This window comes from Microbulbifer sp. YPW16, from assembly GCF_021290385.1.
Classification (GTDB): Bacteria; Pseudomonadota; Gammaproteobacteria; order Pseudomonadales; family Cellvibrionaceae; genus Microbulbifer; species Microbulbifer zhoushanensis.
Genome location: NZ_CP089928.1, coordinates 2219804 through 2246244 on the forward strand (window position 1 = coordinate 2219804; position 26441 = coordinate 2246244).

General features: G+C 56.1%; 16 protein-coding genes. 5 read left to right on the forward strand and 11 right to left on the reverse strand.

From position 1 onward, the window contains the following. From LVE68_RS09410 to LVE68_RS09440, 7 genes are read right to left on the reverse strand one after another with little or no spacing between them, the layout of a single operon-like run. Positions 1 to 927: a phospholipase D family protein gene (locus tag LVE68_RS09410; protein WP_232939978.1), complete on the reverse strand. Its 927-nt coding sequence runs from the start codon at positions 925 to 927 to the stop codon at positions 1 to 3. An 11-nt stretch (positions 928 to 938) separates the two neighbouring features. Next, positions 939 to 2735, reverse strand: coding sequence for an ATP-binding protein (locus LVE68_RS09415; protein ID WP_232939980.1), 1797 nt, complete (start codon positions 2733 to 2735; stop codon positions 939 to 941). A gap of 20 nt (positions 2736 to 2755) precedes the next feature. Next, positions 2756 to 4378 (reverse strand): DEAD/DEAH box helicase, encoded by a 1623-nt coding sequence (locus LVE68_RS09420; protein WP_232939982.1) that lies wholly within the window; start codon positions 4376 to 4378, stop codon positions 2756 to 2758. 11 nt (positions 4379 to 4389) lie between these two features. Further along, complete coding sequence (locus LVE68_RS09425; RefSeq protein ID WP_232939983.1) at positions 4390 to 5256, reverse strand: phosphoadenosine phosphosulfate reductase family protein; 867 nt, start codon at positions 5254 to 5256, stop codon at positions 4390 to 4392. Continuing rightward, the gene (locus LVE68_RS09430; RefSeq protein WP_232939984.1) at positions 5249 to 8728 is read right to left on the reverse strand and encodes a hypothetical protein; all 3480 of its coding nucleotides are present in this window, start codon (positions 8726 to 8728) and stop codon (positions 5249 to 5251) included. Before LVE68_RS09430 ends, LVE68_RS09425 begins: the two co-directional genes overlap by 8 nt. Next, entirely contained in the window at positions 8725 to 9654 is a 930-nt protein-coding gene (locus tag LVE68_RS09435) for a DUF4007 family protein (protein ID WP_232939985.1), read from the reverse strand. The genes LVE68_RS09430 and LVE68_RS09435 overlap by 4 nt, the downstream gene beginning before the upstream one ends. Further along, complete coding sequence (locus tag LVE68_RS09440) at positions 9644 to 9850, reverse strand: hypothetical protein (RefSeq protein WP_232939986.1); 207 nt, start codon at positions 9848 to 9850, stop codon at positions 9644 to 9646. The genes LVE68_RS09435 and LVE68_RS09440 overlap by 11 nt, the downstream gene beginning before the upstream one ends. A gap of 757 nt (positions 9851 to 10607) precedes the next feature. Here LVE68_RS09440 and LVE68_RS09445 point away from each other — a divergent pair. From LVE68_RS09445 to LVE68_RS09465, 5 genes are all read left to right on the forward strand, one after another. After that, positions 10608 to 11105 (forward strand): hypothetical protein, encoded by a 498-nt coding sequence (locus LVE68_RS09445; RefSeq protein ID WP_232939987.1) that lies wholly within the window; start codon positions 10608 to 10610, stop codon positions 11103 to 11105. Positions 11106 to 11263: 158 nt separating this feature from the next. Next, positions 11264 to 11698, forward strand: a complete 435-nt coding sequence (locus tag LVE68_RS09450; RefSeq protein ID WP_232939988.1) for a VOC family protein — start codon at positions 11264 to 11266, stop codon at positions 11696 to 11698. Positions 11699 to 12332: 634 nt separating this feature from the next. Then, a complete protein-coding gene (locus tag LVE68_RS09455) occupies positions 12333 to 12968 on the forward strand; it encodes a hypothetical protein (RefSeq protein ID WP_232939990.1) in 636 nt (211 codons plus the stop codon). A gap of 381 nt (positions 12969 to 13349) precedes the next feature. After that, entirely contained in the window at positions 13350 to 15509 is a 2160-nt protein-coding gene (locus LVE68_RS09460) for a PKD domain-containing protein (protein WP_232939992.1), read from the forward strand. Between the two features lie 1135 nt (positions 15510 to 16644). Next, entirely contained in the window at positions 16645 to 18804 is a 2160-nt protein-coding gene (locus LVE68_RS09465; RefSeq protein ID WP_232939994.1) for a PKD domain-containing protein, read from the forward strand. Between the two features lie 744 nt (positions 18805 to 19548). Here the strand turns inward: LVE68_RS09465 and LVE68_RS09470 are convergent. From LVE68_RS09470 to glk, 4 genes are all read right to left on the reverse strand, one after another. After that, positions 19549 to 20598, reverse strand: a complete 1050-nt coding sequence (locus tag LVE68_RS09470) for a glycoside hydrolase family 16 protein (RefSeq protein ID WP_232939996.1) — start codon at positions 20596 to 20598, stop codon at positions 19549 to 19551. Next, the gene (locus LVE68_RS09475) at positions 20595 to 22538 is read right to left on the reverse strand and encodes a glycoside hydrolase family 3 protein (RefSeq protein WP_232939998.1); all 1944 of its coding nucleotides are present in this window, start codon (positions 22536 to 22538) and stop codon (positions 20595 to 20597) included. Before LVE68_RS09475 ends, LVE68_RS09470 begins: the two co-directional genes overlap by 4 nt. A gap of 150 nt (positions 22539 to 22688) precedes the next feature. Continuing rightward, positions 22689 to 25280 carry a glycoside hydrolase family 3 protein gene (locus tag LVE68_RS09480; protein ID WP_232940000.1) on the reverse strand — a complete coding sequence of 864 codons (2592 nt, stop codon included), beginning with the start codon at positions 25278 to 25280 and terminating at the stop codon, positions 22689 to 22691. Positions 25281 to 25340: 60 nt separating this feature from the next. Further along, positions 25341 to 26330 carry a glucokinase gene (gene glk / locus LVE68_RS09485; RefSeq protein WP_232940001.1) on the reverse strand — a complete coding sequence of 330 codons (990 nt, stop codon included), beginning with the start codon at positions 26328 to 26330 and terminating at the stop codon, positions 25341 to 25343. Between the last annotated feature and the right edge of the window lie 111 nt (positions 26331 to 26441).

Genomic DNA, 26441 nt, shown 5'->3' on the forward strand with positions numbered 1-26441 from the left:
TTATCTCTTTAGGCTTAATACTTGAGAGTAATTTGGCTGGCACACTTCAAAGTCACTATCAAGAAATTCAGCCCATTCAAATAATATTCGGTTGTATGTTTTTATATCGATTCTATACGGTTTAGGATCGTCGAGAATGGCTGCGTGCAATCGGGCCGAGACAGCACCAAAGCTCAAACTGTCGTCCCTCACTATAGAGTGCATCCATCTGTAGAGGCGCTGACGCTTAAATGCACGTCTCAATGAATCTTTGCAAATATCGTCTATGTTGAGACCTAACAGCTCGAAGTCATGTGCACACTTCTCGTCATCCAAGTTAAGTGTCAGAAGATCGGAAGGTGTTGTGAATAGAAGCTCTCGGACCCAAAGAAACTTTACAGGTTTCTGGACAATTTCATCGATAGCTCTCGACCAATGAACTGAAGTAACCGGCGTTTTATCTTTTTTGGATCTCTGGACCTCATTAGAAATCATTTCATATAATTCGTCAGTCATCCAAGTGACCTCTGAATTTATGAACTCACTAATTTTTTTCAGATCGGCCTGTTCAGCAGAAATTTTTGTTCCAAATTCGTGGTTTCCGGCCAAGCCAATATGCAAGCCTTTCTGTGTTAGATTCGCGGAGCCAAGGAAAATATCCGTATCGTCAATGAGAAAAATTTTCCCATGCAAATTGAGGTCAATCCCAAACTTCCAACCATATCTTTTACATAGTGCATAAACGTCCAAGTCGGATGCGCCAGAAAGTAGATCATGCTTTTGCCATCTAGCGATAACTTCAACATCCTTGTCATTAAGTTTCGCTGTGAACCTATCGTCATGCAGTGCCATTAATTTGATAAAGGCACTACAAACCTTAAATGATTTATGGCAACTGGAAATCGACTTGAATAACTGCTCTGCAAATTGGGAACTGTCTAGAAGCATGGATTACTTCCTTAGACATCTTCGCCATCACTACCCAAATAATCATCTAACAGCTGGCCCCAGTCCCTTCTAGCCATTTGCAACTGTTCAAGCCGCCTTTGACTAGTACACTCTCTTTCCATACGCGCCCAACCGGCCAAACAAATTTCAAGGGCCTCTTTTTGGCTGTCCGGAATTTTTTTAAGTATTTGGGTTGAAAATACATGGTTAGAATTAATTTGCAGGAGCGTCCAACCTTTCTTAGTCGACACATCGAAGAAGGCGTTGGTTGCCATCGGGACTTCTTCCACCCAAACCTGAAGCTGACGATCTAAGATGGTCTTCGCCTTTTCCTGGGCATTTTCGGCGCCGATTCCTTGGAGTTCTCTCTCAATTTCTTCTTTGGTAATTGAAGGGGACTCAGTTGGGTGCTTTTCTTCGCGTTCTTTATGCTTAATATTCACCGCAGCCGTTACTGGATTGACCCCTCCTCGCTCATGCTCCTCAGATCCTTGCGGACCGCTAGCAGCACCTTTGAAATCATATGCTCGAATTCGATTAATAAGTTTGGTCTCGACTTCCTTAATATGCCGTACGATTTCATAGATTCTCAGCTTGGGATCATTATTCGCACGAAGATCTGAGTAATAATCCTGCTCAGAATCAAAGCCTTCCCTTTCATAATCTTCTGACGCTTTCATTGGCCTTAGATTGACCACATGTTGCTTATTGTTAGTCACGCCAAAAATGTTATCGAGAGAGGGGCTAAACTCCACTTGAATACCATAAAATCTTGCCCAACCCTTATCTTTCGCCTCAGGCTTAATAAATTCGGCAGTTAATGCAAGTTCTCGACCGGATCGAACAACTGAAAGCCCCATGTTCTTGGCAGCATGCTTACCCCAAGGCGTGTGGCCAACGGTCTTAGTAGTTGTCTTTCTGATTTCGTCAAGTACTGATTTTTTTAGAACTGTGCCGGTAATCTTCACAGCTTGTTTTCTGCCGTGCTCATCAGCAATATTAAACTCGTATTGGCAGTCGTTACACAGCTCAAACATCGTTTCCCCCTTAAAATCCCCAGGGAGCTCTGGAAGTGAGGTGTTCTTCATTAGATATAGAGGATCATTGGCTGAAAACTTATGTTCTTCACTAACGATATAGATTGATCCATTTGACTCCGTTGATTTGAAGCGAATCGAAACCTTTTCAGAGCTGAGGAAGTTACGATACATACGGCCAACAATATCTTGTGTATGCTTAAAAATTGACTTCCCGGTCTTCCACTGGCATCTATCGATTTTGCTCCATAAAACCAGCGTTCCAGAATTAGGAAGCGATTCACCACAAGCGCCTAAAAGGTCGTCAGGTATTGCTTTCTTTACTGGCTCGGGGATAGTTTCAAGTTGTCCGTCTTTGATTTCATCGATATCAAGATACGTATAGTATATTTCACCTGGTCTCTCCCAGCTCCATACATCAACATGCTTGCATTGAGAGATAGAGGAGTTCGGAAGGCCCATGCCAAACTTGCCAATACCTAGACTATCCTTTCTATTTTCAGATGCGCCGAACTCCAATGCCAGGTGAAGTGTCTCTGGAGACATGCCGCGACCATTATCTAACACCCCAATTTTTTCAATTCTTTTAGTAGCCCTCTCGCCATTGCCTCTAGCATCCTTCTTTATTTCAAAAGTTATAAGTTCAACCCTATCCGCTCCTGCTTGGATACTATTATCCATCAGCTCCGCGAGGGCGTGAGCAGCACTCAGAAATCCGTTATCTCGCATTGAATCAATGGCGACTTGTCCCCTAATAAATGGTCTACTCATAACTTAATTCTCTATTTTTGTTAAACTTCGTTCCAAAGGCGATCCCAGTGGGTAAATGCCTGCGCTACACTAGTGAATGCTGGTATATCATCCCTCACAGTATAAATATTACATTCCTTGTTCCCCCCGCTCCGCTGACCGCGCATCGCACGCCCGGCCATTTGAGAGTATTGAACGAGAGAATCTGTCGGCCTTGCGATAACTGCTACATTTGTAATTGGAGCATCAAAGCCTGCTGTAAGAATATTATAGTTAATTAAAACTCGGACATTCCCATTTGAGTAATTGGAAATCTTATACCTTCGAGTTTCATCATTATCATACTTGCTATCAAGTGAATATGCTTTGACTCCACTAAATGCAAGCATAGAAGCTAGGGCTATAGAATGTTCGACGCTACAGGCAAAAACAATTATTGAGCTCCCCGCTTCGTACTCTTGCTTAATGACTTCTAGTAATTTTAAGTTCCTGTTTTCATCCTCAGAGAGCGCCTGTCTAATTTCATTACTACGCTTTTGGTTAGAGAACTCTTCAGCCAAAAGTATTTTTTTGCCGTTATATTCAATGTTCTTAAAGTTGGCCTTCGCTAAATATTTTTCCTCAACCAGGTATTTTATTGGTGATTCATACCCTGCGACCTGCATAGTGATCTTGTTGCCATGGAAAAAGCTCGTCAACTTTTCATCTTCATCACTATTATGCTCTAGCTTCCTTCCTGGTGTAGCACTTAAGCCAAGTAAGAAAGTTTTTTTCTTGGCATTAATCATATCGCTGACAGTTTTTGCATAAGTAGGAGCAATAGCTTTGTGCGCCTCATCAAAAATGATCAGCGTTACATATTTTCTTAGTTGTTCATATAGTATTCTATACTCATCGCTTCCACGAGCAGCGTTAAGCTTCTGTAAACCTGCCACAAGAAAACCGCTATCTATTCCACCTAGGGAGATATTGGTATTAGAATAATATGCATATAACTTAGTGTCTCGATTGCCCAAGCTACACCAGGCTTTAGCAAATTCTTCCGAGGCTTGTGAGCAAAGCTCTGATGTGTCGGCCAGCCATAATACTAAGCCGTTTTCATTTTCTCTAAGGTGCTCCGCTGCTATATTCATAGCAGTTCTAGTTTTACCTGCACCTGTTGGCAGGTGAAGTAGACATCTATGCTCTTTCGATGAAGCAATTACACTATTAACTTTTTTAACCATCCGCTGCTGATACGGATACATGGGATAAGAGCTTTCAATCCTTGAAATTCCCTTAACGCTTGATACAGCGGTTAAAGCGAAGTCAGCCGCATCTTGATAGCCAAAAAATGAAATAAAGCGTTCCGGCCATCGATTTGCCAGATGAATAAGGACTTCAAATTTGTCCAAATCACTGTCTATTGAAATCCCCTTTTCATTAAGAAAAGTATTGATAATGGTTTGGACTTGTTCCTGGCTCATCCGGTCAATCAACTTTTCGCGCTGATCTTTTTGAGAAACAAGCTCGAATCCGTATAACGTATGAACAGCGCTAATTAAATCCGATTTTTCAACCGGCCGACCTATCAGTTTCTCGTATTCGCCGATAATATCCTTGCCAATCAGTGATGACAGCTCACCATAGGAATATGCATTTAGTATCTCAATAATCAAGGTCACATCCTCTTCATCTATAGCGAGCAAATTAAACAAGCCTGATCATCGGCGTCATCATCATCAGACTCACGTAAAATATCTTGCCATCTAACAGAAGAAGTCTTAGAACTTGCAATTATCCCTTGCTCTTTTTCTCTTTTCTCAGCGCGGGCGACTAACTCATCAATGGTACCTTGTGAGGACCATGTATATCCATAGCCCCCGACTGCTACTTCCCCATCTTGCCAGTCGAACTTCTTGCGCTCACGCTGCTCGAATTCCTTGGCCTTTTCAAACAACTCAGGGTGGTTCCTTTTTAAGCCTAGCCATTCGTCCTGTCGTTGAAAGAAGCAGAAGTAGCATCCCGACCTTGAGCGCCACTTGTAATATTCGGGTATACCAACGGTATCTTCTAGTATTTGAAAAATATCATCGCGGACAAGGCCATCATCAATGAAAGGGAATACCGCCTTGATAGATTCTTTCTGGCTAATGTAACCTTCGCGATTTTCATCCGCCCTTATGCCGATATAGCTTATTACAGGATCGTCTCCAACAAATTCCTCGAATGGCCGGATCTTCATGACACGAGTGCACCAGCGCTGTTTGGCCGATGGCAAATAGCCGTTATGTACTTTCAGCCAGTGCTCAAAGCTTCTTCCACTATCTAATCGTATAATTTCTTTTCCGAGAAAAGACTCTAGTCGATCGAGAAAATCATAAATCTCCTGTAGTTCAGCGCCAGTGTCAGTAAAAAAGTATTCGACTTTTTCGTGGATTTTTGGATAGCGTAGCTTTATGTGAATTGCTAGTGCGGCACTATCTTTCCCGCCGGATATGCCCAGTACGTGTCTAGAGCCATTAACCGCTGCGGCCTCTTTTATCGACATCTTTTCAGCCATTACGTACCCTCGTTAGATTTCTCTTCCTCGCCTTGCTACCTTTATTTTGAGTGGCAAATTGTCTTTCATTTAGGAATTCGTCGACTAACTCCGCAAGTGCCGCGAGCTGTAGCTCACTGTCATTATGCGATTGCAAGGTTTTCTTAAGTAAATTCTTTACGCCCTGAATCGCTTCATGTCGCGCTTGGTCAATCGCTACTACCTCGTCGATCGGCTCCTGGCCTTTTTTAAGAGTTTTGAGCAAAATAACATCAAAGTCACCTTCGAGCTTTTCTGCGGATCGATCATAATGCAGCCGTAAGGTCTCTAGATCTAAAATTCGCTTAGCAAAGTCACTCAACTTGACATCTGCCTCACCCACGTCTGTGTCGGTCCACTTAGCGGATGGCTTTCTGCCTAAAAACATGAGGATGTTTTCTAACCAAGAGGCGTCATCCCCCTCCCGTTTAGTCAGCCGTTTTATGAAGGCCCGAAGTCCATCAATGTCAACTGTATGCTGGTCAAGCCCCTCATAGCGCCCGATTGCTTTTCTTCGAAGGTCCGAAAGATTCTGCCCTTCATCCATATGAAGGGCTTTTGATAAGTTACGAACTTGCTTTTCCAGCATCTTGGGATACGCCGACTTTAGCTCTTGCAGGCATTCCTGTAGAGATGCTGCCATACCCTCCAAATTAGGTTCTTTTTGCTTTAGTTCGCTCTCGTACCCTAGGGCCTTTGGCAGGCCTTCAAATAGCAAGTTCTCCGGCGATTTAGCTAGCTGGAAGGCCCCCCTCACTCGCTTGGACTTCTCACTTATATCGGGACTATTGGTTTTCTGTGTATATGGTTCTAGGGCACCCATCCAACTTGCTAGTGGTCTAACGAGCTGGATAACTGTTCTCTTTGCCTGGTCGCCACCCTGGATGACCTTGCAGTACTCTTCATAGATAGAAGCTCGTAGGCCAGAGATCCTAAACCGCTGGACTGTAAACTCGTCAGGGCGTTTAACAAACCGCTCTACCATCTCTTCCGTAAAAAACGGACGGTAGCGCCGCTCTTCGTATAAGGCAAGTTCATGCTGATAAACTACATAAACCGCCATATACAAGATTGGCAACACACCAGCTTTAACGCCATAGGGTGGCGCTATCAACTCCTGATTAAGTTCAGCAAACGATTTTGGCGCTTTTTCTGTTTGGTCTAAGAAATCCTCTATCCGCTGCCAAACTGGGTATAAGGTCGAAGTTTTCGGCGGTACACAGAAATTCAATGTTCTCTGGCAGTGGATTCCTGTCTCTCGCAATATTGAGCGGTAGATGGCTTTTTCCGGCGGAAACTTGCGTATACCCAAGTCGACTTGGTCGGCGTGGTTCAGCATCGCCACCATAAGTTTGTTTCGAGCTGCGTTTGCCTGGGAAGATGGCCGATCGCGATTAATCAATTCATTGTGCAAAAATGGCGATTTGTTATATGCATTAGCAAGAACGTATGATACAGCCTCTTGAAACTCTCGCTTGCTTGAGACCGTAAGCTGTTTGCCCGCGTGATACCATAATGCTTGTTCTGGCCGATCTAACAGGTCCTGTAACAAGACAGACTGTGCACTTTCGGCAGCTGTGAGCCGATCCTCAAATTCCCTCTTAGCGACAGGGTCGGTATTTAATTCCTGTCGATTAATCTGGACTTGTCTTAACGCAAGTACTTCGGCTGTTGCTTCTCGCAGCTGGCTCCCATTAAGGCAGAGTGAGGTGATGTCCAAGATCGAATAGTAGTTTGCGATATCACTCAGAAAATATTTTTCATCATCTTGTGCGGCAGCTAAGTAGAATAAGATTCTAGGTTGCTCTGCTTGAACTTCAGATCTTTTGTAAGTCTGGGCGTCAATGAACTCGGGGAAGAAATAGCGTAAGGCGCCACTTCGGATTGTGTACTTTCTCGCCACTATAGGCATTAGCGCTTTTTCTTTATTCAGCTGTTCCGCGAGCGAGAACTCACCCAGGTTATTTAATTCCTCCTCAACGGCAGCTTCTAAATCAAAATCACTTCCCTGCCACACTCGATATTCGTTGCTAAATTTTCGATATGTGATAATTGATTTTTCAACAAGCGGCTTAATCCCGACTCTTTTGAGGGAGCTAGAACAGCTTTGCAGGATCGATTTCGAAGCTTTAAATCCGCCTTTTGCGCCAACAATGTTTAATATGCCAATTGTCTTCAACATATTAATCTGATATTCAGGTGCGTCCCCAAGCCGTTCTATAGAAGTTACTACTTCAGCCCAACGTCGGTGAGTGGTGTAGTCTCCAAGAGCCGCCGGCTGATTGGTAATGAAGTAATCATAGATGTGATGGGGATATATCCAGCCATCGACATTATCAATACGGCTCAGCATATCCTGCAGGCCGTGCTCTTCGTGACTCCCCAGATAACTAAACAAGGTCCGTTCGTTTTGCGCGACCTTTTGGCACAAAACCGGCAAGAGAATCGCGCTGACTGGGTGTAACGGATAGCAGCTTTTAAAAAGCTCCGTGGCGGACGCTTCATCTAAAACGCCCGGTAGCGCGTCCTCAGCATTCAAGGCTCCAACCACCGCTTTTGTGTAATTGGTGATTACTTGATCTTCTTTTTTTGAAAAATTCTGAGAAAATGCAGCGCTAACAATTCTTAGCGTCTGTTCGCTCGATTCTAAGAAGGGGACTTCCTCAAAGCGGCCCTGAACTTTAGACCACTCATTTTTAAGGCTCTCTCCAAGCCCCTTTGCATACTGGTCAAATGATTGATGCAAGAGCACAAAGAGGAATAGCTTACTCTCCCCTTGCTCACAGGCGTGCTCGGCCAAGGCCTGGAGAAGGTAAATATCGTTAGCGCCATAGTGGCGTGCTTCATACTCTAGAAACTTCCCTAGCTCATCAATAACTAGGAATATTCCGTTACTGCTTGCTTTTAGTAAGGCAACTTGTAACTTCTTGACAAGAGCTATTACAGTCGTTGTCGATACACCAGGCTTCTCACTTTCCTCTTTCAGTAATTTAATAACTCTGGGCTTGGCGCCAGCCTGTGCAGACCAAAACTTTTCTGCAGCGACAAGCATACCTTTGACTATCTTATTCGCCATCGGCTCTGGCGAACCCGTGATCAGGACTTTTAAATACCCTCTTGTACCTTTGACTTCCTTCGCGAACAACTTTGAAAGTTCAGGCGCGACGGATTTTAGGGTATTAACAGCAGCTTTTGTCGTCTTTTCAGTGGGGTCGGACAAAAGGTGGGCAGAAAACCCCTGACATGAGGACTTACCGGAACCATATGGACCAACTACCGACCAGGCCCTTGGAGCCTGCTCATATGAAAAGCCCTCGGCGATACGGCGAAACAAGCTTAGAGAGCGAGAGGTCGGAATATAGGATTTAACGACATCCAACGAGTCTGCGTCACGCTCTAGATTAATAGAGCGAGTATAGTGCGTATTAACTTTTACTTTTTCTAGTAGACTCATGCGACCCTCTCTTGCTGAGATTGCGCGTAGTGTTTCTTAATTAAATCCATTGCATCAATGCTCTCGGACATATATAGCTGATGCTGGCCGGCTGTATCGCGAATCTCAAAAACTCCGGGAATAAATACCGTCAACTCTTCTAACTTTGTAACCAGGGAAGCTTCCGTTAACCTAAATACGGATCCGGGCGCAACATACTCATCACGGCTGTACATCAAGTCTTCGATAGGAACAACGGTGGTTTTTTTGGCTTCAAGCAACTGGCAGATCGCAAACCCAAGGACTCCCACAGGCAGTTCGGGGCGCGCCATGGGACGAGACTGGTAACTACGTCCGCCAGCAGACTGTGTTACTAGCTTCAATAATGCAAATGGGGAATCCAAAGCATCTTCTAGTGGGGTTCGGGTATTCCCTTTGGATTGCGTATACATCCTGGTAAGCAATCCAGCATCATTTTTTATCGTCGTTGCCGCGGGCTTCTTTTTAGCAATGACTTGATCATGCACGAAGTCGACTAAGGCAGTCGCCAACTCTTGTCCGGTAAATTCAGGCTTATGAAAACGATTGAAGAACCAATACCATGATGTAGCGAGTCCGGTATTGCTCACTAACAACCAATGCAATAGCCAAACAGTAGCTTCATCTTCTAAATAGGGGTCGAATCCGTTTTCACTTAGCAGAGCGACACCCAATTCTGTCGGCGCTCCAGAAACAGCATCGGTCATTCCACAGGCACGTAGCCAATACCGTATGGAGGTGACCATGTTCTTGCCAACACCGAGAACTACGGTCGCATCATCGTCTTCGAATACCTTGGCACCCTTTTTGCTGCTTAGAATAGCGTTGAAACCCTTGGACAGCCAACCATATCTCAGAGCAAAGGTTTCATGACGTCCAAAAGCCATACTGTCGACATTAAATTTCACGATTGGTACCTTTTAAATTCTCTCTCATACGCGTTTCGGCACTATCTTGCCCCGCCCGCCCGGACAAAAAATGGTCCACATTTTCTAAAAACCAAGACTTCAAATTGACACCGTCTTCTCGTAATGCGCTATGGAGTTTTTGCTTTAGATCCGGCTCAATCTCTATGACGATGCGGCCGCTACTGCCTATGCTCATTTTTTGCACACCAATGTTATGTTACATAAACTGAACGATACGCGAGCTCGCAGCGGCTGTCTATATATACAGTAAGGTGCTGCAAGTGATGTATGTAGAGCGCCATTTTCGATTGAATTTTGATCGATGGAGTTCTACTAAGGGATATAACTTTCCCGTAGGCGACAATGGTTTCGGCCGGCGCTTAGCAGTTTTAGGTCATTAATTGGGGAGATTGGGCTAGGTTGGCCGGGCGTTGGCGATGCCGACCGCATCCACACAGGCAATGAGCACTCACTCAACGGTGCCGAGGCACCGGCTTCCACTGGTAACACCAGAGTGGCCAGACTGAGCTTGGCCGCTAGATCGGTTAAATATTGCTGAGCTATTTCCCTTGCCATGCCTCGTGGATCATGGATCATCACCATAGCCATCGCATCCAGCTCACAGTAATTGGCCCTCAAGCTCATAATCGGTCATGTACGGGGAGTGAACCTTTGCGTAAGCAGTTAGTAGGCTGCTCCCCACCTTCTAAGGGAAACGTCGTAACTAAAGGCAGTCCCACATGAAGATGGTCAATTATCAAACAAAGGGCGCTACTCTATCCTTAAATCAATCTACTCGGAGGAATTATTCTTATTCAGCTCAAATTAAGGTTGAATTCCGTAACCTCCACTACAACAGTCTTTCCTACGGCAGCTGCAAAAGCAGCTTTTGGACTGTATAGGCAAATAGCTACGCAAAATTCATTGTTCACTCAACCATTAGGAGCCTGACTATGAAGAAGGCACTCCCGTATCTGGTAACAAGCCTCGTACTCTCCGCCCCGGCTCTGGCCCAGCAGCCCGATGCCGCCGGCAAGGAGATGAAGGAAACCAAGATCCCGGCCGAGGCCCAGGCCCGCATGGACGAGAAGCGCGCCATGGCCGAACAGAAGCGCATGATGGCGGAGCAACAGCGACTGAAGGCTGAGCAGATGCGTGAGGAGGCCATGGAAGAAGGCGAAGTATCGGAAGAGAAGCGCATGGAAGGCAAGAAAAAGCGCATGATGGCCGAAGAGAAGGCCGAGATGATGCAAGACGAGCACATGATGGCCGAGAAAAAGACTGAAATGATGCACGACAAGCACATGAAAGGCGCCAAGGACAACAAGGGCATGGCCAAGCAGGCTGAGAAGAAGGCCGAACAGGAGCGTAAGGAGCTGGGCAAGGGCTCCGAGCAGGGCCAGGCCGCGCGTGAGGAGAACAGCAAGAAGTGGTGGCAGTTCTGGAAGTAAGCGCCACTTGACCCCGGGGGCCGCCGCACTGGCGGCCCTTTGCCTTGGTGGGGGTAGTCATCACCCCCACTACACTCTCTTTACTGCCTTTACTCTCTTTTCCTTCCCCTTCCTCGCCGTGCATACTTTCCCCACGCTGTAACTGCTGAGGATGCACCATGCAACTGACACCCTTTCACCTGGCCATCCAGGTCCGCGACATTGCCGAGGCGCGGGATTTCTATGGCAACAAGATGGGCTTTGCCGAGGGCCGCAGTTCCGACCAGTGGGTGGACTGGAACTTCTTCGGTCACCAGCTGGTGACGCACCTGAATCCGGCCATTGGCCGCGATGGCCAGGTGCCGGCCATTGCCAACCATGTGGATGGCCACGGGGTGCCGGTGCCGCACTTTGGCGTGGTGCTGCCGTTTGACCAGTGGCAGGCGTTTGCCGAGCGGGCGCGGGGGTTTGTGCAGGAATTTGTGATTGAGCCCTATATCCGCTTTGCCGGGCAGCCCGGGGAGCAGGGCACCATGTTCTTTATGGACCCCTGTGGCAATGCGCTGGAGTTCAAGGGCTTCCGGGATATTGAGGCGGAGCTGTTTGCCAAGTGACTTGCCTGCGGGCAATTACCTGGTCGCTCGCAGGCCGCGCCTTCAGTCCCCAATAGGCCTTTAACCTTATGGTGTTCCGGAGTGCCGGCCTGCGTTGGTGCCCCGGCCCAGCGACAGGACGACGCGGGGGCCGACCCGTCGTCCCTGCACCCACGCTCGCTTTATATTACCTGTCATAAATTAACTGCCTCCACCTACCTTAATTTTTCAGCCGACATCACTTTCTTCGCTTCTGCTTCATCGCCTGTAACTGGTATGCCCAGAGGGAAATTGAACCGCCCATGGGCGGAATTTAGCCCTATTGGGCTATTTACGGTTTGTGCGCCAGTCGGCACTTTGTAGGTGTTCACCGTAACCGTGAGCAGACAGGAGGTGTACGGGACAGGGAAGTTCACATTTAAGGTAATGGATTGCCTTCACTCAGGGTGACGCTGTGCTTTGGCCGGCTAGCCTCTGTTCATTGTTGCAGCGTTGCAGCCCGCTTGTCCGGCCCATTTACTCTTCTCTTCGGGCTTGCCTCTCCCACCTGGAAAACTCTGCCTGTGCTGCGCCTTTTTTTGGGTACTTGCCCGAGAAGCGGCAGCCCGCAGCGGAGTTCTAAATACGCTTACTAATAAAGTTTGGGGAAACAAGTATGACCTTGAAGGGTATCTATTCCGTACTGTTGTCGGCGGTAATCCTGTTCAGTGGCGCGGCGGCCGCGCAGCCGCCTGCCGAGCCCGGTCCCGCCGCGGGCGGTGGCGGGCAGCTGGCCGAACTGTACGACGCTATCGAGGCGCTCTCTGCACGGGTGGCAGAGTTGGAGGCCGAAGCCGGCGTCAACATGACCCTCTCCGACCTTATGTCCGGCAGCACCTATCGCATGTACTGGAAAGACAGCGAGGTGGGCGCGGGCTGGACTACCGTCGGCATGGGTACTGGGCAGGTTGTGCTGAATTCCGACGGCACCTTCGCCTATCCGCAATACCTGAAGGCGAAGCAGAACAACGGCACAGAGCTGAACGAAACCTGGTCCTACGATACCTGGGGCGACCTGTCGGTGCTGGGAGAATGGGTTGTCGATGAGGCCAGCTCTTCACTGGAGCTGCAGTTCTATGGCGATGACGGTGTCTATACCCCGGGTGAGGATATGCGCTACTGGTACCAGGTATCCCACGACGGCACAGTGCTGATGTCTTGGGTGCTGGATGACAATGTGGATGCCGGTTACTTCTTTACCGAGTATGTGGCCGGCCTGCGCGTGCATGACAGCGCTTCGCTGCACCAGTAAGCATATCGGCACATGAAGTAGTGTGAGCTGAAAGGCGCACTGCTGCCCCCCCCCCAAAGCCCCATCTTCATCGGTGGGGCTTTTTATTTTACGTGTGGTCTGGCCGCTGTCGGTTCGGATTCGGCACCTTGTTTCTTTTTGCGGTACAGCGGTTCTTTTCCTGTTTCCCGTCCCGGTTCTAACTGCGTCACATTTCCTGGCACGCAGATCAACTTTTTAACTTTTGTCTATCTCGACAGCTTCCGCGTCGCCGCGCATATGATCCGCCCCGGCGATTTGGCCAGTGCTTCAACAGCCCGCCGCTGTGCAGGTTGCTAACTTGGTGCGCGCACCGCACCAATTGGAGGCGGTGCTTTGAAAATAAAATCGAGGAAATCGAGTATGCACAGCGATAAGAGAAATAAATGCGTGCTGTTCGGCGCGGCGATGCTGGCATCGTCCCTGGCCTTCGGGCAGCAATGCCAGAGTCCCACTCCCGTATGGGAAGACAATTTCGACGGTACCGCCCTGGACACCACCAAGTGGGAGCCGATGATCGGCGACGGCTGCACCTACGGGATCTGCGGCTGGGGCAACAACGAGTTGCAGTATTACCAGGCCGAGAATGCCGTGGTGGAAAACGGCATCCTGACCATTACCGCACGCAAGGAGCGGGTAAAAAGCAAGGGCTATACCTCCGCGCGCCTGCGTACCGCCAACATGCCCAACGGTGGCGAGTGGACCAACGGCCGCTTCGAGGCGCGCATCAAGCTGCCGGACGGCGCCGGCATGTGGCCCGCCTTCTGGATGCTGCCCACCGACCCGGACGTGGGCTGGCCCACCAGCGGCGAGATCGACATCATGGAGTCCACCGGCCAGGCGGACGAGTATGTGTCCGGCACCCTGCACTACGGCCAGCCCTACCCGGACAATTCCTTTACCGGCAACCGGCTGCTGACCCAGCCCGAGCCCTGGTCGGCCGACTTCCACACCTATGCGCTGGAGTGGGAGCCGAACGAGATGCGCTGGTATGTGGATGACCAGCTGTACGCCACCCTCACGCCCCAGGACCTGACGGATTCCTCCTACTGGACCTTCGAGAACTACCAGTACCATTTCCTGCTGAATATGGCCGTGGGCGGCAACCTGGGCGGCCCGGTGGATGACTCGGCGCTGCCGCAGACCATGCAGGTGGATTACGTGCGTGTGTACGACTACGGCCAGCCGGCCATCACCGGCGACCGCATCGTGGAGAACGGCTCCACCACCACCTATTCCGTGGCCGGTACCGTGGGCGGCAACCCGGGCTTCAGCTGGAGCCTGCCCGCCGACGCCACGCTGGTCTCCGGTGCCGGCAGCGACACCATCACCGTGCAGTGGGGCAGCAACGGCGGCGACGTGGCGGTAAGCGTGAGCGACAGCTGCGGCAGCGCCGACCTGAGCCTGCCGGTGTACGTGGCACCGAAGCTGGTGCAGGAGCAGGTGCTGGATGACTTCGAGGCGAACCGCCAGCTGGCCTACACCACCGCCGACGGCACCTTTGTGCAGGACGCGGCCAACCCGGCCCCGGACGCCACCAACGGTTCCGGCACCGTGGCCATGTACACCCGCGATGCCGCGGCGCAGTACGATGTGATCATCGCCGACACCAACGCCATCCCGGACGCAGACCCGTTCCTGGCCGGCAACAAGGCGTTCTATATGGACGTGTTCACCAGCGCCGCCCCGGGCACGCAGATCCTGGTGCAGCTGGAGGACAGCTCCACGGCCACCGCCACCAACTACCCCACCGGGCGCCATTCCAAGTACGCCGCCTACGTGGGCGAGGGCAGCGGCTGGCAGCGGCTGAAGTTCGAGCTGGACGACCGCATCGACGGCGGCACCCCGGCGAACGCGGTGGACAGCCTGGTGATCCTGTTCGACCCCAACACCTTCAATGGCGACACCTACTACTGGGACAACTTCGATATCTACGGCCTGGACGGCAGCAGTAACCAGGCACCCGTTGCCAGCGGCAGCGGCAGCTGTGACGGGCTGGGCTGCAGCTTCGACGGCAGCGCCAGCGCCGATGCGGACGGCTCCATCATTAGCTACGCCTGGGACTTCGGTGACGGCAACAACGGCAGCGGTGTCGCGCCCTCACATACCTATGCCGTGAGCGGTACCTACACCGTCACCCTGACGGTCACCGACGACCAGGGTGCCACCGACCAGGACAGCTTCGATGTCACCGCCAGCGACGGCGCGGCGGCCACCACCATGTATGTCTCCAGCGTGGTGACCGGCACCCAGTCCGCCGGCCGCGGCCAGAAGTACGCCACCGCCACCGTCACCGTGCTGGACGACCTGGGCCGCGGCGTGGGTGGCGTGACGGTGACCGGCAACTTCAGCGGCGACATCACCGAGAGCGGCGCAACCGCCACCACCGATGCCAGCGGCATTGCCACGGTGGTGAGTTCCGGCACCGCCGGCGGCAATGTACAGGTGGGCTTCTGCGTGAGTGACCTGGCCGGCGGCAACCTGAGCCACGACACCGGCGCCAGTGCGGGGCTGTGCCAGTAACGGCTGGTTGATGGGGGCGGGCCCTGTGTCCGCCCGTGTAAAAAAATAAAATTTGGTACCACAGGATGTGCCTGTGTGGGCCCTGTCTCCGGTGCTGCCGGGGCAGGGCTTTTTTTTTGGCTCTGCTCCAGTGGGGTATCGCGGCCATGGGCCGCTCCCGCGGTGTGCGCGCAGTATTGTAGGGGCGGATCTTGTATCCGCCCTTTGTGCTTGCGGTTAGCAGGGCGCACACAAGGTGCGCCCCTACGAACAGCCACCAGAGATTAATCCAATTATCGCGGCCAGCGGCCGCTCCTACGGCGTGTTGCGGTTCTGTAGGGGCGGATCTTGTATCCGCCCTTTGTGCTTGCGGTTAGCAGGGCGCACACAAGGTGCGCCCCTACGAATAGCCACCAGAGATTAATCCCATTATCGCGGCCAGCGGCCGCTCCTACGGCGTGTTGCGGTTCTGTAGGGGCGGAGCTTGTATCCGCCCTTTGTGCTTGCGGTTAGCAGGGCGCACACAAGGTGCGCCCCTACGAATAGCCACCAGAGATTAATCCCATTATCGCGGCCAGCGGCCGCTCCTACGGCGTGTTGCGGTTCTGTAGGGGCGGATCTTGTATCCGCCCTTTGTGCTTGCGGTTAGCAGGGCGCACACAAGGTGCGCCCCTACGAACAGCCACCAGAGATTAATCCAATTATCGCGGCCAGCGGCCGCTCCTACGACGTGTTGCGGTTCTGTAGGGGCGGATCTTGTATCCGCCTGTTGTGCAATTGAGCCTGATCGCGGCCATGGGCCGCTCCTACAGGGGGCTGTTGCCCTGGCGATAAATTTCTATGGAATATTTCTTTAGTGGAACTTTGTTCCTGCGGGATATTTTCCCGTTTTCTGCCCCGCCTTCCCGCCTGAAGTGCGCTTTATTTCCCGCCGGGCTGGTAATGGGTGAATTTTGTTCGCCAATGCCCCCTGCACCCTTATGGTTCATAACAGTGATGCTGCACCCAAATCGGGCCACATCGCCGTGCATTTGACCCGCCCCGACGTTTCGACCCGTGTCTCCACCACTTTTCTTTTTTACCGCTGATAACTTGCTTGGTCGCATGGCAGCGGTCGTGGGCTGTGCAGATAATAATGACTTCGAGGAAATCGAGAATGTACAGCGACAAGAGAGCGAAGAGCGCCATCTTCGGCGCGGCGATGCTGAGTTCATCCATCGCCATCGGGCAGCAATGCCAAAATCCCGCCCCCGTTTGGGAAGATAATTTCGACGGTACTGCAGTTGATACCACCAAGTGGGAAGTAATGCTCGGCGATGGCTGCAGTTACGGTATCTGCGGCTGGGGCAACAACGAATTGCAGTCCTACCAGGCCGAGAATGCCACTGTAGAGAATGGCATCCTGACCATCACTGCGCGCAAGGAGCGCGTGAAAGCCAAGAACTACACCTCGGCGCGCCTGCGCACCGCCAATATGCCCAATGGCGGCGAGTGGACCAACGGCCGCTTCGAGGCGCGCATCAAGCTGCCGAACAGCTCCGGCATGTGGCCGGCGTTCTGGATGTTGCCCACCGACCCGGCCGAAGGCTGGCCGATCAGCGGTGAGATCGACATCATGGAGGCCACCGGCCAGGCGGACATGTTCGTGTTCGGTACCCTGCACTACGGCGAACCCTACCCGAATAATTCCCACACCGGCAACAAGGTGCTGAGCCAGCCGGAACCCTGGTCGGCCGACTTCCACACCTACGCGCTGGAGTGGGAACCCAACGAGATGCGCTGGTATGTGGACGACCAGCTGTACGCCACACTCACCCCGGATGATCTCACCGATGCGTCTTACTGGACCTTCGAGAACTACCAGTACCACTTCCTGCTGAATATGGCCGTGGGCGGCAGCCTGGGCGGCCCGGTAGACGATTCACAGCTGCCGCAGACCATGCAGGTGGATTACGTGCGGGTGTACGACTACGGCCAGCCGAGCGTGGTGGGCGACCGCATCGTGGACAACGGCGAGAGCACTACCTATTCCGTGGCCGGCGCCATCGGCAACGGCGCCAGCTACAGCTGGTCTGTCCCGGCCGACGCCACCCTGGTTGCCGGTGCCGGCACCAACACTGTAACCGTACAGTGGGGCAGTACCGGCGGTGAGCTGGGCGTGAGTGTGACCGACGACTGCGGCAGCCGCAGCCTGTCCCTGCCGGTGCACGTATCTCCGCAGATGGCGCAGGAGACGGTGCTCGATGATTTCGAGGCGAACCGCAGCCTGGGCTACACCTACTTCGATGGCACCTTCATCATGGACGCGGCCAACCCGGCCCCGGACGCCACCAACGGTTCCTCTACCGTGGCGAGCTACACCCGCTCCGCGGCGGCCCTGTACGACGTGATCGCGGCTGATACTTCTGCGGTTGCGGATGCGGCGCCCCTGCTGGCAGGTACCAAGGCGTTCTATATGGACGTGTTCACCACCGCGGCACCGGGTACCGAGATCCTGGTACAGCTGGAGGACAGCACCCAGGCCACGCCCGACAACTACCCCACCGGACGCCACTCCAAGTACGCGGCCTACGTGGGCGAGGAAGCGGGCTGGCAGCGGCTGAAGTTCCAGCTGGCCGACCGCATCGACGGAGCTACGCCGGACAGCGCGGTTAACAGCCTGGTGGTCCTGTTCGACCCGAACAGCCTGAACGGCGACACCTACTATTTCGATAACTTCGATATCTACGGTGCCGCCACCGGTGCCAACCAGGCTCCCACGGCCAGCGCCAGCCACAGCTGCGACGGCCTGAGCTGCAGCTTCGATGGCAGCGCCAGCAGCGACAGCGATGGTTCGATTGCCTCGTACCAGTGGGACTTTGGTGATGGCGCAACCGCGTCGACCGCCACCCCATCCCATACCTACGGCGCGGCGGGCACCTACACCGTGACCCTCACCGTGACCGACGACCAGGGTGCGAGCGACCAGGCCAGCTTTGATGTATCCGTCAGCGACGGCGCGGCGGCCACCACCATGTATGTGTCCAGTGTGGTGAACGGCACCGCGTCGGCCGGCAAGGGCCAGAAGTACGCCACCGCGACCGTAACCGTGCTGGACGACCTGGGCCGCGGCGTGAACGGCGTAATCGTCAGCGGCAACTTCAGCGGCGATATCACCGAGAGCGGCGCGACGGCGACCACCGATGCCAACGGCATGGCCACCGTCACCAGCTCCGCTACGGCCGGTGGCAATGTGTCCGCCAGCTTCTGTGTCACCGACCTGAGCGGCGGTGGCCTGAGCCACGATACCGGCGCCAGCGCGGGCCTCTGCCAGTAAAAAAAGAATGCGACCGGGTGGGCCCCCAGCCGCCCGGATTGCATCACGAGGTATCCTCTCCTTTGATCATTGGGCCCCGTTTCCGGCATTGCCGGAGCGGGGCCTTTTTTATTTCTGGTGCAGGCTCTGGCCCGGTGTGGTATCGCGGCCAGCGGCCGCTCCTACAGGTGTATGAGCGGTTTCGTAGGGGCGGATCTTGTATCCGCACGTGGTGCCTGCGGAGTCGTGCCTCAACCGAGATCGATCGCGGCCATGGGCCGCTCCTACGAAGGGGGGAGTGCGGAATACAGTGCGGGTCCTGTTTTTTGTAGGTGCGGCCCATGGCCGCGAACCAGGCCCGGTAAAAACAGTTTTTGCGGGCGAAATCCCCTCTCCTGTAGGCCCGGTGCCGGCTGTGGGCAGGGCGCACACGAGGTGCGCCCCTACAACGAGGCGTCGATAAATATTGAGAGGTACGCCGCTGCGTTCCGGGGGGCAATGCCCCGGGCATATTGCGGCGGAAAAGATTCCGTAGGGGCGAACCTTGTGTTCGCCCGGCTTGGGGATTGCCTCCAGGCTCGGGGGTTGGCCGGGGACAGGGCGCACACAAGGTGCGCCCCTACGTGGGGTGCCCCGATCGAGCTGGATCGCGGCCATGGGCCGCTCCTACGGGGTGCGCGAGGCTTGTAGGGGCGGATCTTGTATCCGCCCGTTTGTGCGTGCGGTGAGCTGGGCGCACACAAGGTGCGCCCCTACGGGTGCGGGTCAGGCTTCCGGTGTCTGTTTACCGGAATTGCTGACGCCGGGATTGAGGACAGAGTCGTCGCCGCGGGAGGCGCAGCCCTTGCCGGTCTCCCGGTCGCGGGTGCATTGATAGACGCGCACGTAATCCACTTCCATCTGTTGCGGGAAGGCGCTTTCGTCGATGCCGGTGTCGTTTTCCTTGCCGGCCCAGTTGCCGCCAACCGCCAGGTTCAGCAGCAGGTGAAACCTGCGGTCGAACGGTGCGTGGGGGCTGTCGGGTTCGGCGGTGGAGTACCAGCCGTCGCTGGTCTGGGTGGCGTAATGCACGCCGTCCACGTACCAGCGGATCTCGCCCTGCTCCCACTCCAGCGCGTACTCGTGGAAGCCATCGGCGGGGTTGGCGCCACCCGGCAGGCGATAGACCTCACCACTGTGCACGTTGTCCGGCGCGGGGCCGCCATAGTGCAGGGTACCGTGCACCCGGTCCTCGCCGCCCACATGCAGGTTGACCGCCTCCATGATGTCGATCTCACCGGAGCTGGCCCACTTGCCGTAGTCCCAGTCGGTGGGCAGCATCCACACGGCGGGCCAGGTGCCCTGGCCCTGTGGCAGCTTCGCGCGGATCTCGAAGCGGCCGTATTTCCAGTCGCCCTTGCCGGCGCTGCGCAGGCGGCCCGAGGTGTAGGTGCCGCTGCCGCTGGTATCGCCGGCATCGTAATCCGGGTGATCGTCCATCACCGCCGGGCCCGTGGCATCCTCGCGGATGGCCTTCAGGTGCAGGTGCCCGTCTGCCACCCAGACGTTGTCCGGGTCGTCCACGTAACATTGCGACTCGTCGTTGCCGCCGCCCCAGCAATTGCGCTCGTAGCTCCACTTGTCGGTATCGAGTTGTTCACCGTCGAACTCATCGCCCCATACCAGGCAGTAGCCGGATTCCAGCGGCGCGGTGAGGCAGTTGCGGGCCCCGGCGGTCGCAGTGGCCGGGTCGCCACTGTCACTGCAGGCAGTGATGGCAACGGTGACGGCAGTGAGCGCGGTAAGGGCCAGGGGGCCCTGCCATTGTGTATTCACTGCTGCTCCCCCGCTGCCCGCTTCTGCTCCTCCCCATTATCTGCTGCATAGGTCAGGCCGTGGCCGAACGGGAACAGCGGGTCGTAGTCTGCGTCGCCCTTGTTGATCGGGATCTGCTTGAGGCTTTTCGGCCAGGTGACCGGCAGCTTGCCGGTGGGGGCGTAATCGCCGAACAGCACGTCCGCCACGCCGGCGCCCTCGGAACCGGGCAGCCAGGCGGCCACCAATGCATCCCATGCGGGCAGCTGGTCGGCGACCAGCAGCGGGCGGCCGGAAACCAGTACCACGACCGTGGGGATATCCGCGGCCTGTACTTTCTCCAGTACCGCCAGCTGCTCGTCGCCCAGGGTCAGCGGCTTGCACAGCTCGCACGGGGCCTCGCGGTAGTCACCCATGCCCTCGGCGTAGGGCTGCTCGCCCACCACCACGATGGCCAGGTCGTGGCCCGCGGCACCTTCACCCTCTGCGCTGAAGGTGACCGGGCCACCGGCGACATCCTTGATACCCTCGAGGATGGTGGTGCCCTCGGTGATATCACCGGCCTTGCCCTGCCACTCGATGGTCCAGCCACCGGACTGCAGGCCGATATCGTCGGCGTGGGCACCGGCGACGAATACCTTCTGGCCCCTGGTCAGTGGCAGCAGGTTGCCGTCGTTTTTCAGTACGACTAACGATTCGCGCACCGCCTGGCGGGCCAGGGCGCGGTGGTCCGGGTGGCCGAGCAGTTCACCGGCCTGCGGGCCATTGGCCAGCGGCGGCAGCGGGTTGTCGAACAGGCCCGCCTGCAGCTTGGTTTTCAGGATGCGGCTGACGGCATCGTCGATGCGCTCCATCGACACCTCGCCGGCCTCCACCGCGGCGGTGAGGTCGGTAATGAACTGCTGCCATTTCTCCGGCTCCATCACCATATCCACACCGGCGTTCACCGCACGCACCACGCGCTCGCGGTTGGTGTCTGCGGGGATCTCCTTCAGTGCCTCCCAGTCGGAAATGGTGAAGCCGTCGAAGCCCAATTCTTCCTTGAGCACGTCGGTCACCAGCTCCTTGTGCTCGTGCATTTTCTTGCCGTTGACGCTGCTGTAGGAAATCATCACGGTGCCCACGCCGGCGTCGATCGCCGGCAGGTAGGGGGCGATATGCTGCTCGCGCAGCTCCTCGTCGGACACCCGGGTATCGCCGCGGTCCATGGCGTAGTCGGCATCACCGGTGCCATAACTGGTGCCGCCGTCACCGACCCAGTGCTTGGCGGTGGCGACAATCTTGTTATTGGCCAGGGTATCGCCGTTCATGGGGCCGCCCTGCAGGCCGAACACCAGCGGCTCGGCGAACTCTGTCACCAGCTGCGGGTCCTCACTGAAGCACTCGTAACCGCGGCCCCAGCGCTCGTCGCGGGTGACGCACAGGGTGGGCGCAAAGGTCCAGCTGACACCGGTGGCGGCCACTTCCCGCGCGGTGGCTTCGCCGATCTTCTGTGCCAGTTCCGGGTTGCGCGTGGCACCCAGGCCGATGTTGTGCGGGAAAATCGTGGCGCCCACCACGTTGCTGTGGCCGTGCACGGCGTCGGTGCCGTAAATGATGGGGATACCCAGGCGCGTGGAGGTGGCGGCGTCCTGGTAGTCGCTGATCATCTGCACCCACTCCTCGCGGGTGTTGTCGCCGGGGAAGGAGCCACCGCCGTTGAGGATCGAGCCCAGGTGATAGTTTTTCACATCTTCCGGGGTGGCGTGGCGACGCTCGGCCTGGGTCATCTGGCCGATCTTTTCCGCCAGTGTCATACGGCCCACCAGCGCGGCCACGCGGCTGTCGATATCGCCCGCTGCCGCTTTAGCGGATTCTGTTTCGGCGGGTTTCACTGCATCCGGCTCGGCGGTGCAGCCCCCCAGGGCCAGCAGCAGTGCCATTACACAGGCGCCGAATCGGCCAGGATTATTGGCAAACATTTTCTCTCCTCCACTGGTCGGCCAGTCCGGGCTGCAACACTGCCGCTACCCGGCTGGCGATTATTTTTCGTAGTGTAAATCACAATGCCCGGGCGAGTGCCCGGGCATTGCGTTGTGCCAGTCGGTGCTGGCGGTAAAGAGCAACGGTTATCAGCCCTGGCAGCGGATCACCGCGTCGCCGGCCTTGTTGGGCACGTACTTGATATTGGCCACGGCCAGCTCCAGCGCGCCCTCGCTGCGCAGTGCCACGGCGTTGGATACGCGGCTGAAATCGGCGCCCTTGTCGACGAAGCACTGCAGGTCGATGGACAGCTTCTGCCACTCGCCCGGCTGCAGTGCCTGCAGGGCGTTCTGCAGCGGCAGTTCCGCGGTGCAGTCGTCACCACAGGCAATCACGGCGTTCACCGGTTGCTCGGGCTTGCTGTCCACGCGGATATCCAGGGTCAGGGCGGCACCCTCTTTCAGGTAGCGGCTCAGGTCCTGGGGCTGTTCCGCGGCCAGCTGCACGCTGCCCGGGCGCAGGCCTTTCCACTGGATACGGCGCGCGTCTTCCTGGGATTCCATATCGATGGAGGCCACGGTGATGTTCTCATCGTCACCGCTGGCGGCGCGGTTGCCGGCGACGGTCACCGGTGCCTGGCCGGCCTCGGTGATCTGCAGCTGCCACGGGGAGCGCGGGCGGGACACCAGCATCCACGCATCTTCCAGGGCACCGTCGGCATAGGTCTGGCCGTCCTCGGTAAGCTCATTGCTCACCAGCGACTCCTGGCCGGCGCGGAGGCCGTAGCCCAGCTTGAACAGCGGTGCGTATTCCTTGTGGTAGGGATTCAGTACGGTCTGGTGTACCTGCTCCGGCCAGCTGAACGGCAGGGTGCCGGTAAAGTCGTAGCGCACATTGCCCTCGGCGTCGGTGAACAGTACATCCGCCACACCGGCGCCCTCGGAACCCGGCAGCCAGGCGGCGACGAAGGCGTCGGACGCGTTCATTTCCTTGTTCACCCACAGCACGCGGCCGGACAGGAATACGCTCACTACCGGGATGCCCTGGGACTTGAGTTTTTTCAGCAGCGCCAGGTCAGCCTTGGTGGCCACCTGGTATTCCAGGCTGGACAGGTCGCCGTGCCATTCCGCGTAGGGGTTCTCGCCGAACACCACGATGGCCACATCCGGCTTTTCGCCGTTGGCAAAACTGTCGGCGGCAAACTCGCCCTGCTCGCTCAGGACCGCTTCACCACCGGCGCCTTTCACGGCTTGCTCGATCCCCTCGAAGATGGAGGTGGCACCGGGGAAATCCTCGCGGGTGGTACCGGTGCCCTGCCAGGTGATGGTCCAGCCACCGGACTGCTTGGCCAGGTTGTCGGCGCCATCGCCGGCGACCAGGATATTCTGGGTCGGCTTCAGCGGCAGCAGCTGGTCGTTGTTCTTCAGCAGCACCAGCGACTTGCGCACCGCCTCGCGCGCCAGCGCGCGGTGCTCGTCATTGCCGACGATATCTTCCTTGCCGGCCAGCGGGCGGTTGTGCTCGAACAGGCCTGCGCGGACCTTGACCCGCAGGATGCGGCGCACCGCGTCGTCAAGGCGCTCTGCGGGAATCTCGCCGCTCTGCGCCTGGGCCAGGGTGTTCTTGTACAGCTCTTTCCAGTCGGACGGCACCATGAACATGTCCAGGCCGGCGTTGATGGCCGCGGCACAGCTGTCGACGGTGCAGCCGGGCACGAACTTGTGGCCATTCCAGTCGCCCACCACAAAGCCGTCGAAGCCCAGGCGCTCCTTGAGCACGTCGGTCAGCAGGTATTTATGGCCGTGCAGGCGCTCGCCATTCCAGCTGTTGAAGGAGGCCATCACTGCCTGCACACCGGCGGGCAGGGCACCGAAGTAACCGGCGGCATGCACCTCGGCCAGTTCCTTTTCCGGCACCTGGTTGTCACCGCGATCGATACCGCGCTGGGTGCCGCCGTCACCGATCCAGTGCTTGGCGGTGGCTACGAGTTTCTCGCCGCCGAGGAACTCCTCGGAGTTCTTCTCGCCCTGGGTCCCCTTGACCATGGCCTCGGCGTAGGCTTTCACCACAGCCGGGTCCTCGGAGTAACTTTCGTAAGTACGGCCCCAGCGGTCGTCGCGTACGACAGCCACGGTGGGGGAGAAGGTCCAGTCGATACCGGTCACCGCCACCTCGCGTGCGGTGGCCTCGCCGATGCGGCGGATCAGGTCCGGGTCGCGGGCGGCGCCCAGGCCGATATTGTGCGGGAACAGGGTGGCCCCCATGACATTGTTGTGGCCGTGCACGGCGTCGCTGCCCCAGATGATGGGGATGGCGGTGCCGCCGTCGGAGGTGTCCATGGAGGCCTCATAGAAAGCCTCGGAGAGAGCGTGCCATTCCTGCGGGGTAGCCAGCTTGTTGTTGTGCGGGTAGCTGCCGCCACCGTTCAGGATCGAGCCCAGGTGGTACTTCTTCACGTCTTCCGGGGTGACGTACTTGATCTCCGGCTGGATCAACTGGCCGACTTTTTCCTCCAGCGACATCTGCGCCATCAACTCATCGATGCGTTTCTCGACAGCCGGGTCTTTCGGCAGCGCCGGTTCCAGTTTCGGCCACACGCTGATATCGCCGCCGCTTGCCTCGACTTGCGCCGCGCTGCTCGTCTCGGGTTTTGCTTCGCTGGTCGCCGCGCGCTCGCCGCAACCGGCGAGGATTGCGCTGCACAGCAACAGGCCGGTGCCCATCTGCCGGGAAAAAGACATGGGTTCTCTCCTCATTTCTTCGGGAACTCTGTTATTCGTACTTTTTGTTCGCACTTGCTTTTATTCATTGCTGCCCGGGAACGCCGCCGCCCCGTGCAGGGCCGGGAACGGGTGGTGCACCAGGTACACCGGCAACTCGGCCAGGTAGCCGGACATGGGGCCCTTGGCCCGCAGCCGGCGCTCAAAATCACTGCGCACCAGCAGCGGGTGCATCTTCGGCAGTATGCCGCCACCCAGGTACAGACCGCCGCGGGCACCGAGCACCAGTGCCACGTCGCCACAGAAGCCGCCCAGCAGGCCGCAGAATGTGTTTACCGCATCGCGGGCCAGCGCACATTCGCCCACCAGCGCCGCAGCGCCGATGTCGGCGGCGCTGCGGGCCGGCACAGCGGCATCCCGCACGGCGACCATTGCCCGGTAGATATTTTCCAGCCCCGGGCCACTCAGCAGGTGCTCCGCGGAGACATGGTCGAACTCGCGGTGCAGGTAGCGGATGATGGCGAATTCCTCGTCAGTGGCCGGGGCGATACTGGCGTGGCCGCCCTCGCCGGGGCGGGCCTGCCAGCCCGCTGCCGTACGCTGCAGGCCGCAGACACCCAGGCCGGTACCCGGACCCACCACGGCGCGCACGGGCTCACTTTCCGGCAACGGGCCGGTGAGGTTGTCGATTCTTTCCAGGTGGGTGCCATCCAGGCCGGGACAGGCCAGGGCCAGGGCGGCGAAGTCATTCAGCAGGGAGACGCGGCGATAGCCCAGGGCCTCCGCCAGCGCGGCGCCGGTAAAACTCCATGGCAGGTTGGTCACCGCCACCCGGTCCCCGTCCACCGGCCCGGCCACGGCGATACAGGCCTCACCGATTTCCGCCGCCGCGGCGGCGGGAATCGCCTCCAGGTAGGCGCGGATGGCATGCTCAAGGGAGGCATGGCTGGCACAGGGCAGGGTGAGGATCTCCTCTACCGCGGCGTCGCCCGGGGAGGTAATGCCAAAGCGGGCGTTGGTGCCGCCGATATCGGCAACGAGCATCCGCTGCCGGCCTGTTATTGAAGTCACACCGGCGTCGTTTCCCGGCTTTCCTACCTGTATCGCTGCTGCCTGCATATCCGAACCCGCTTACCCCTTTAACCTGCTGGTTATCGTTATTCTTGGCCGCCACGTGTAACG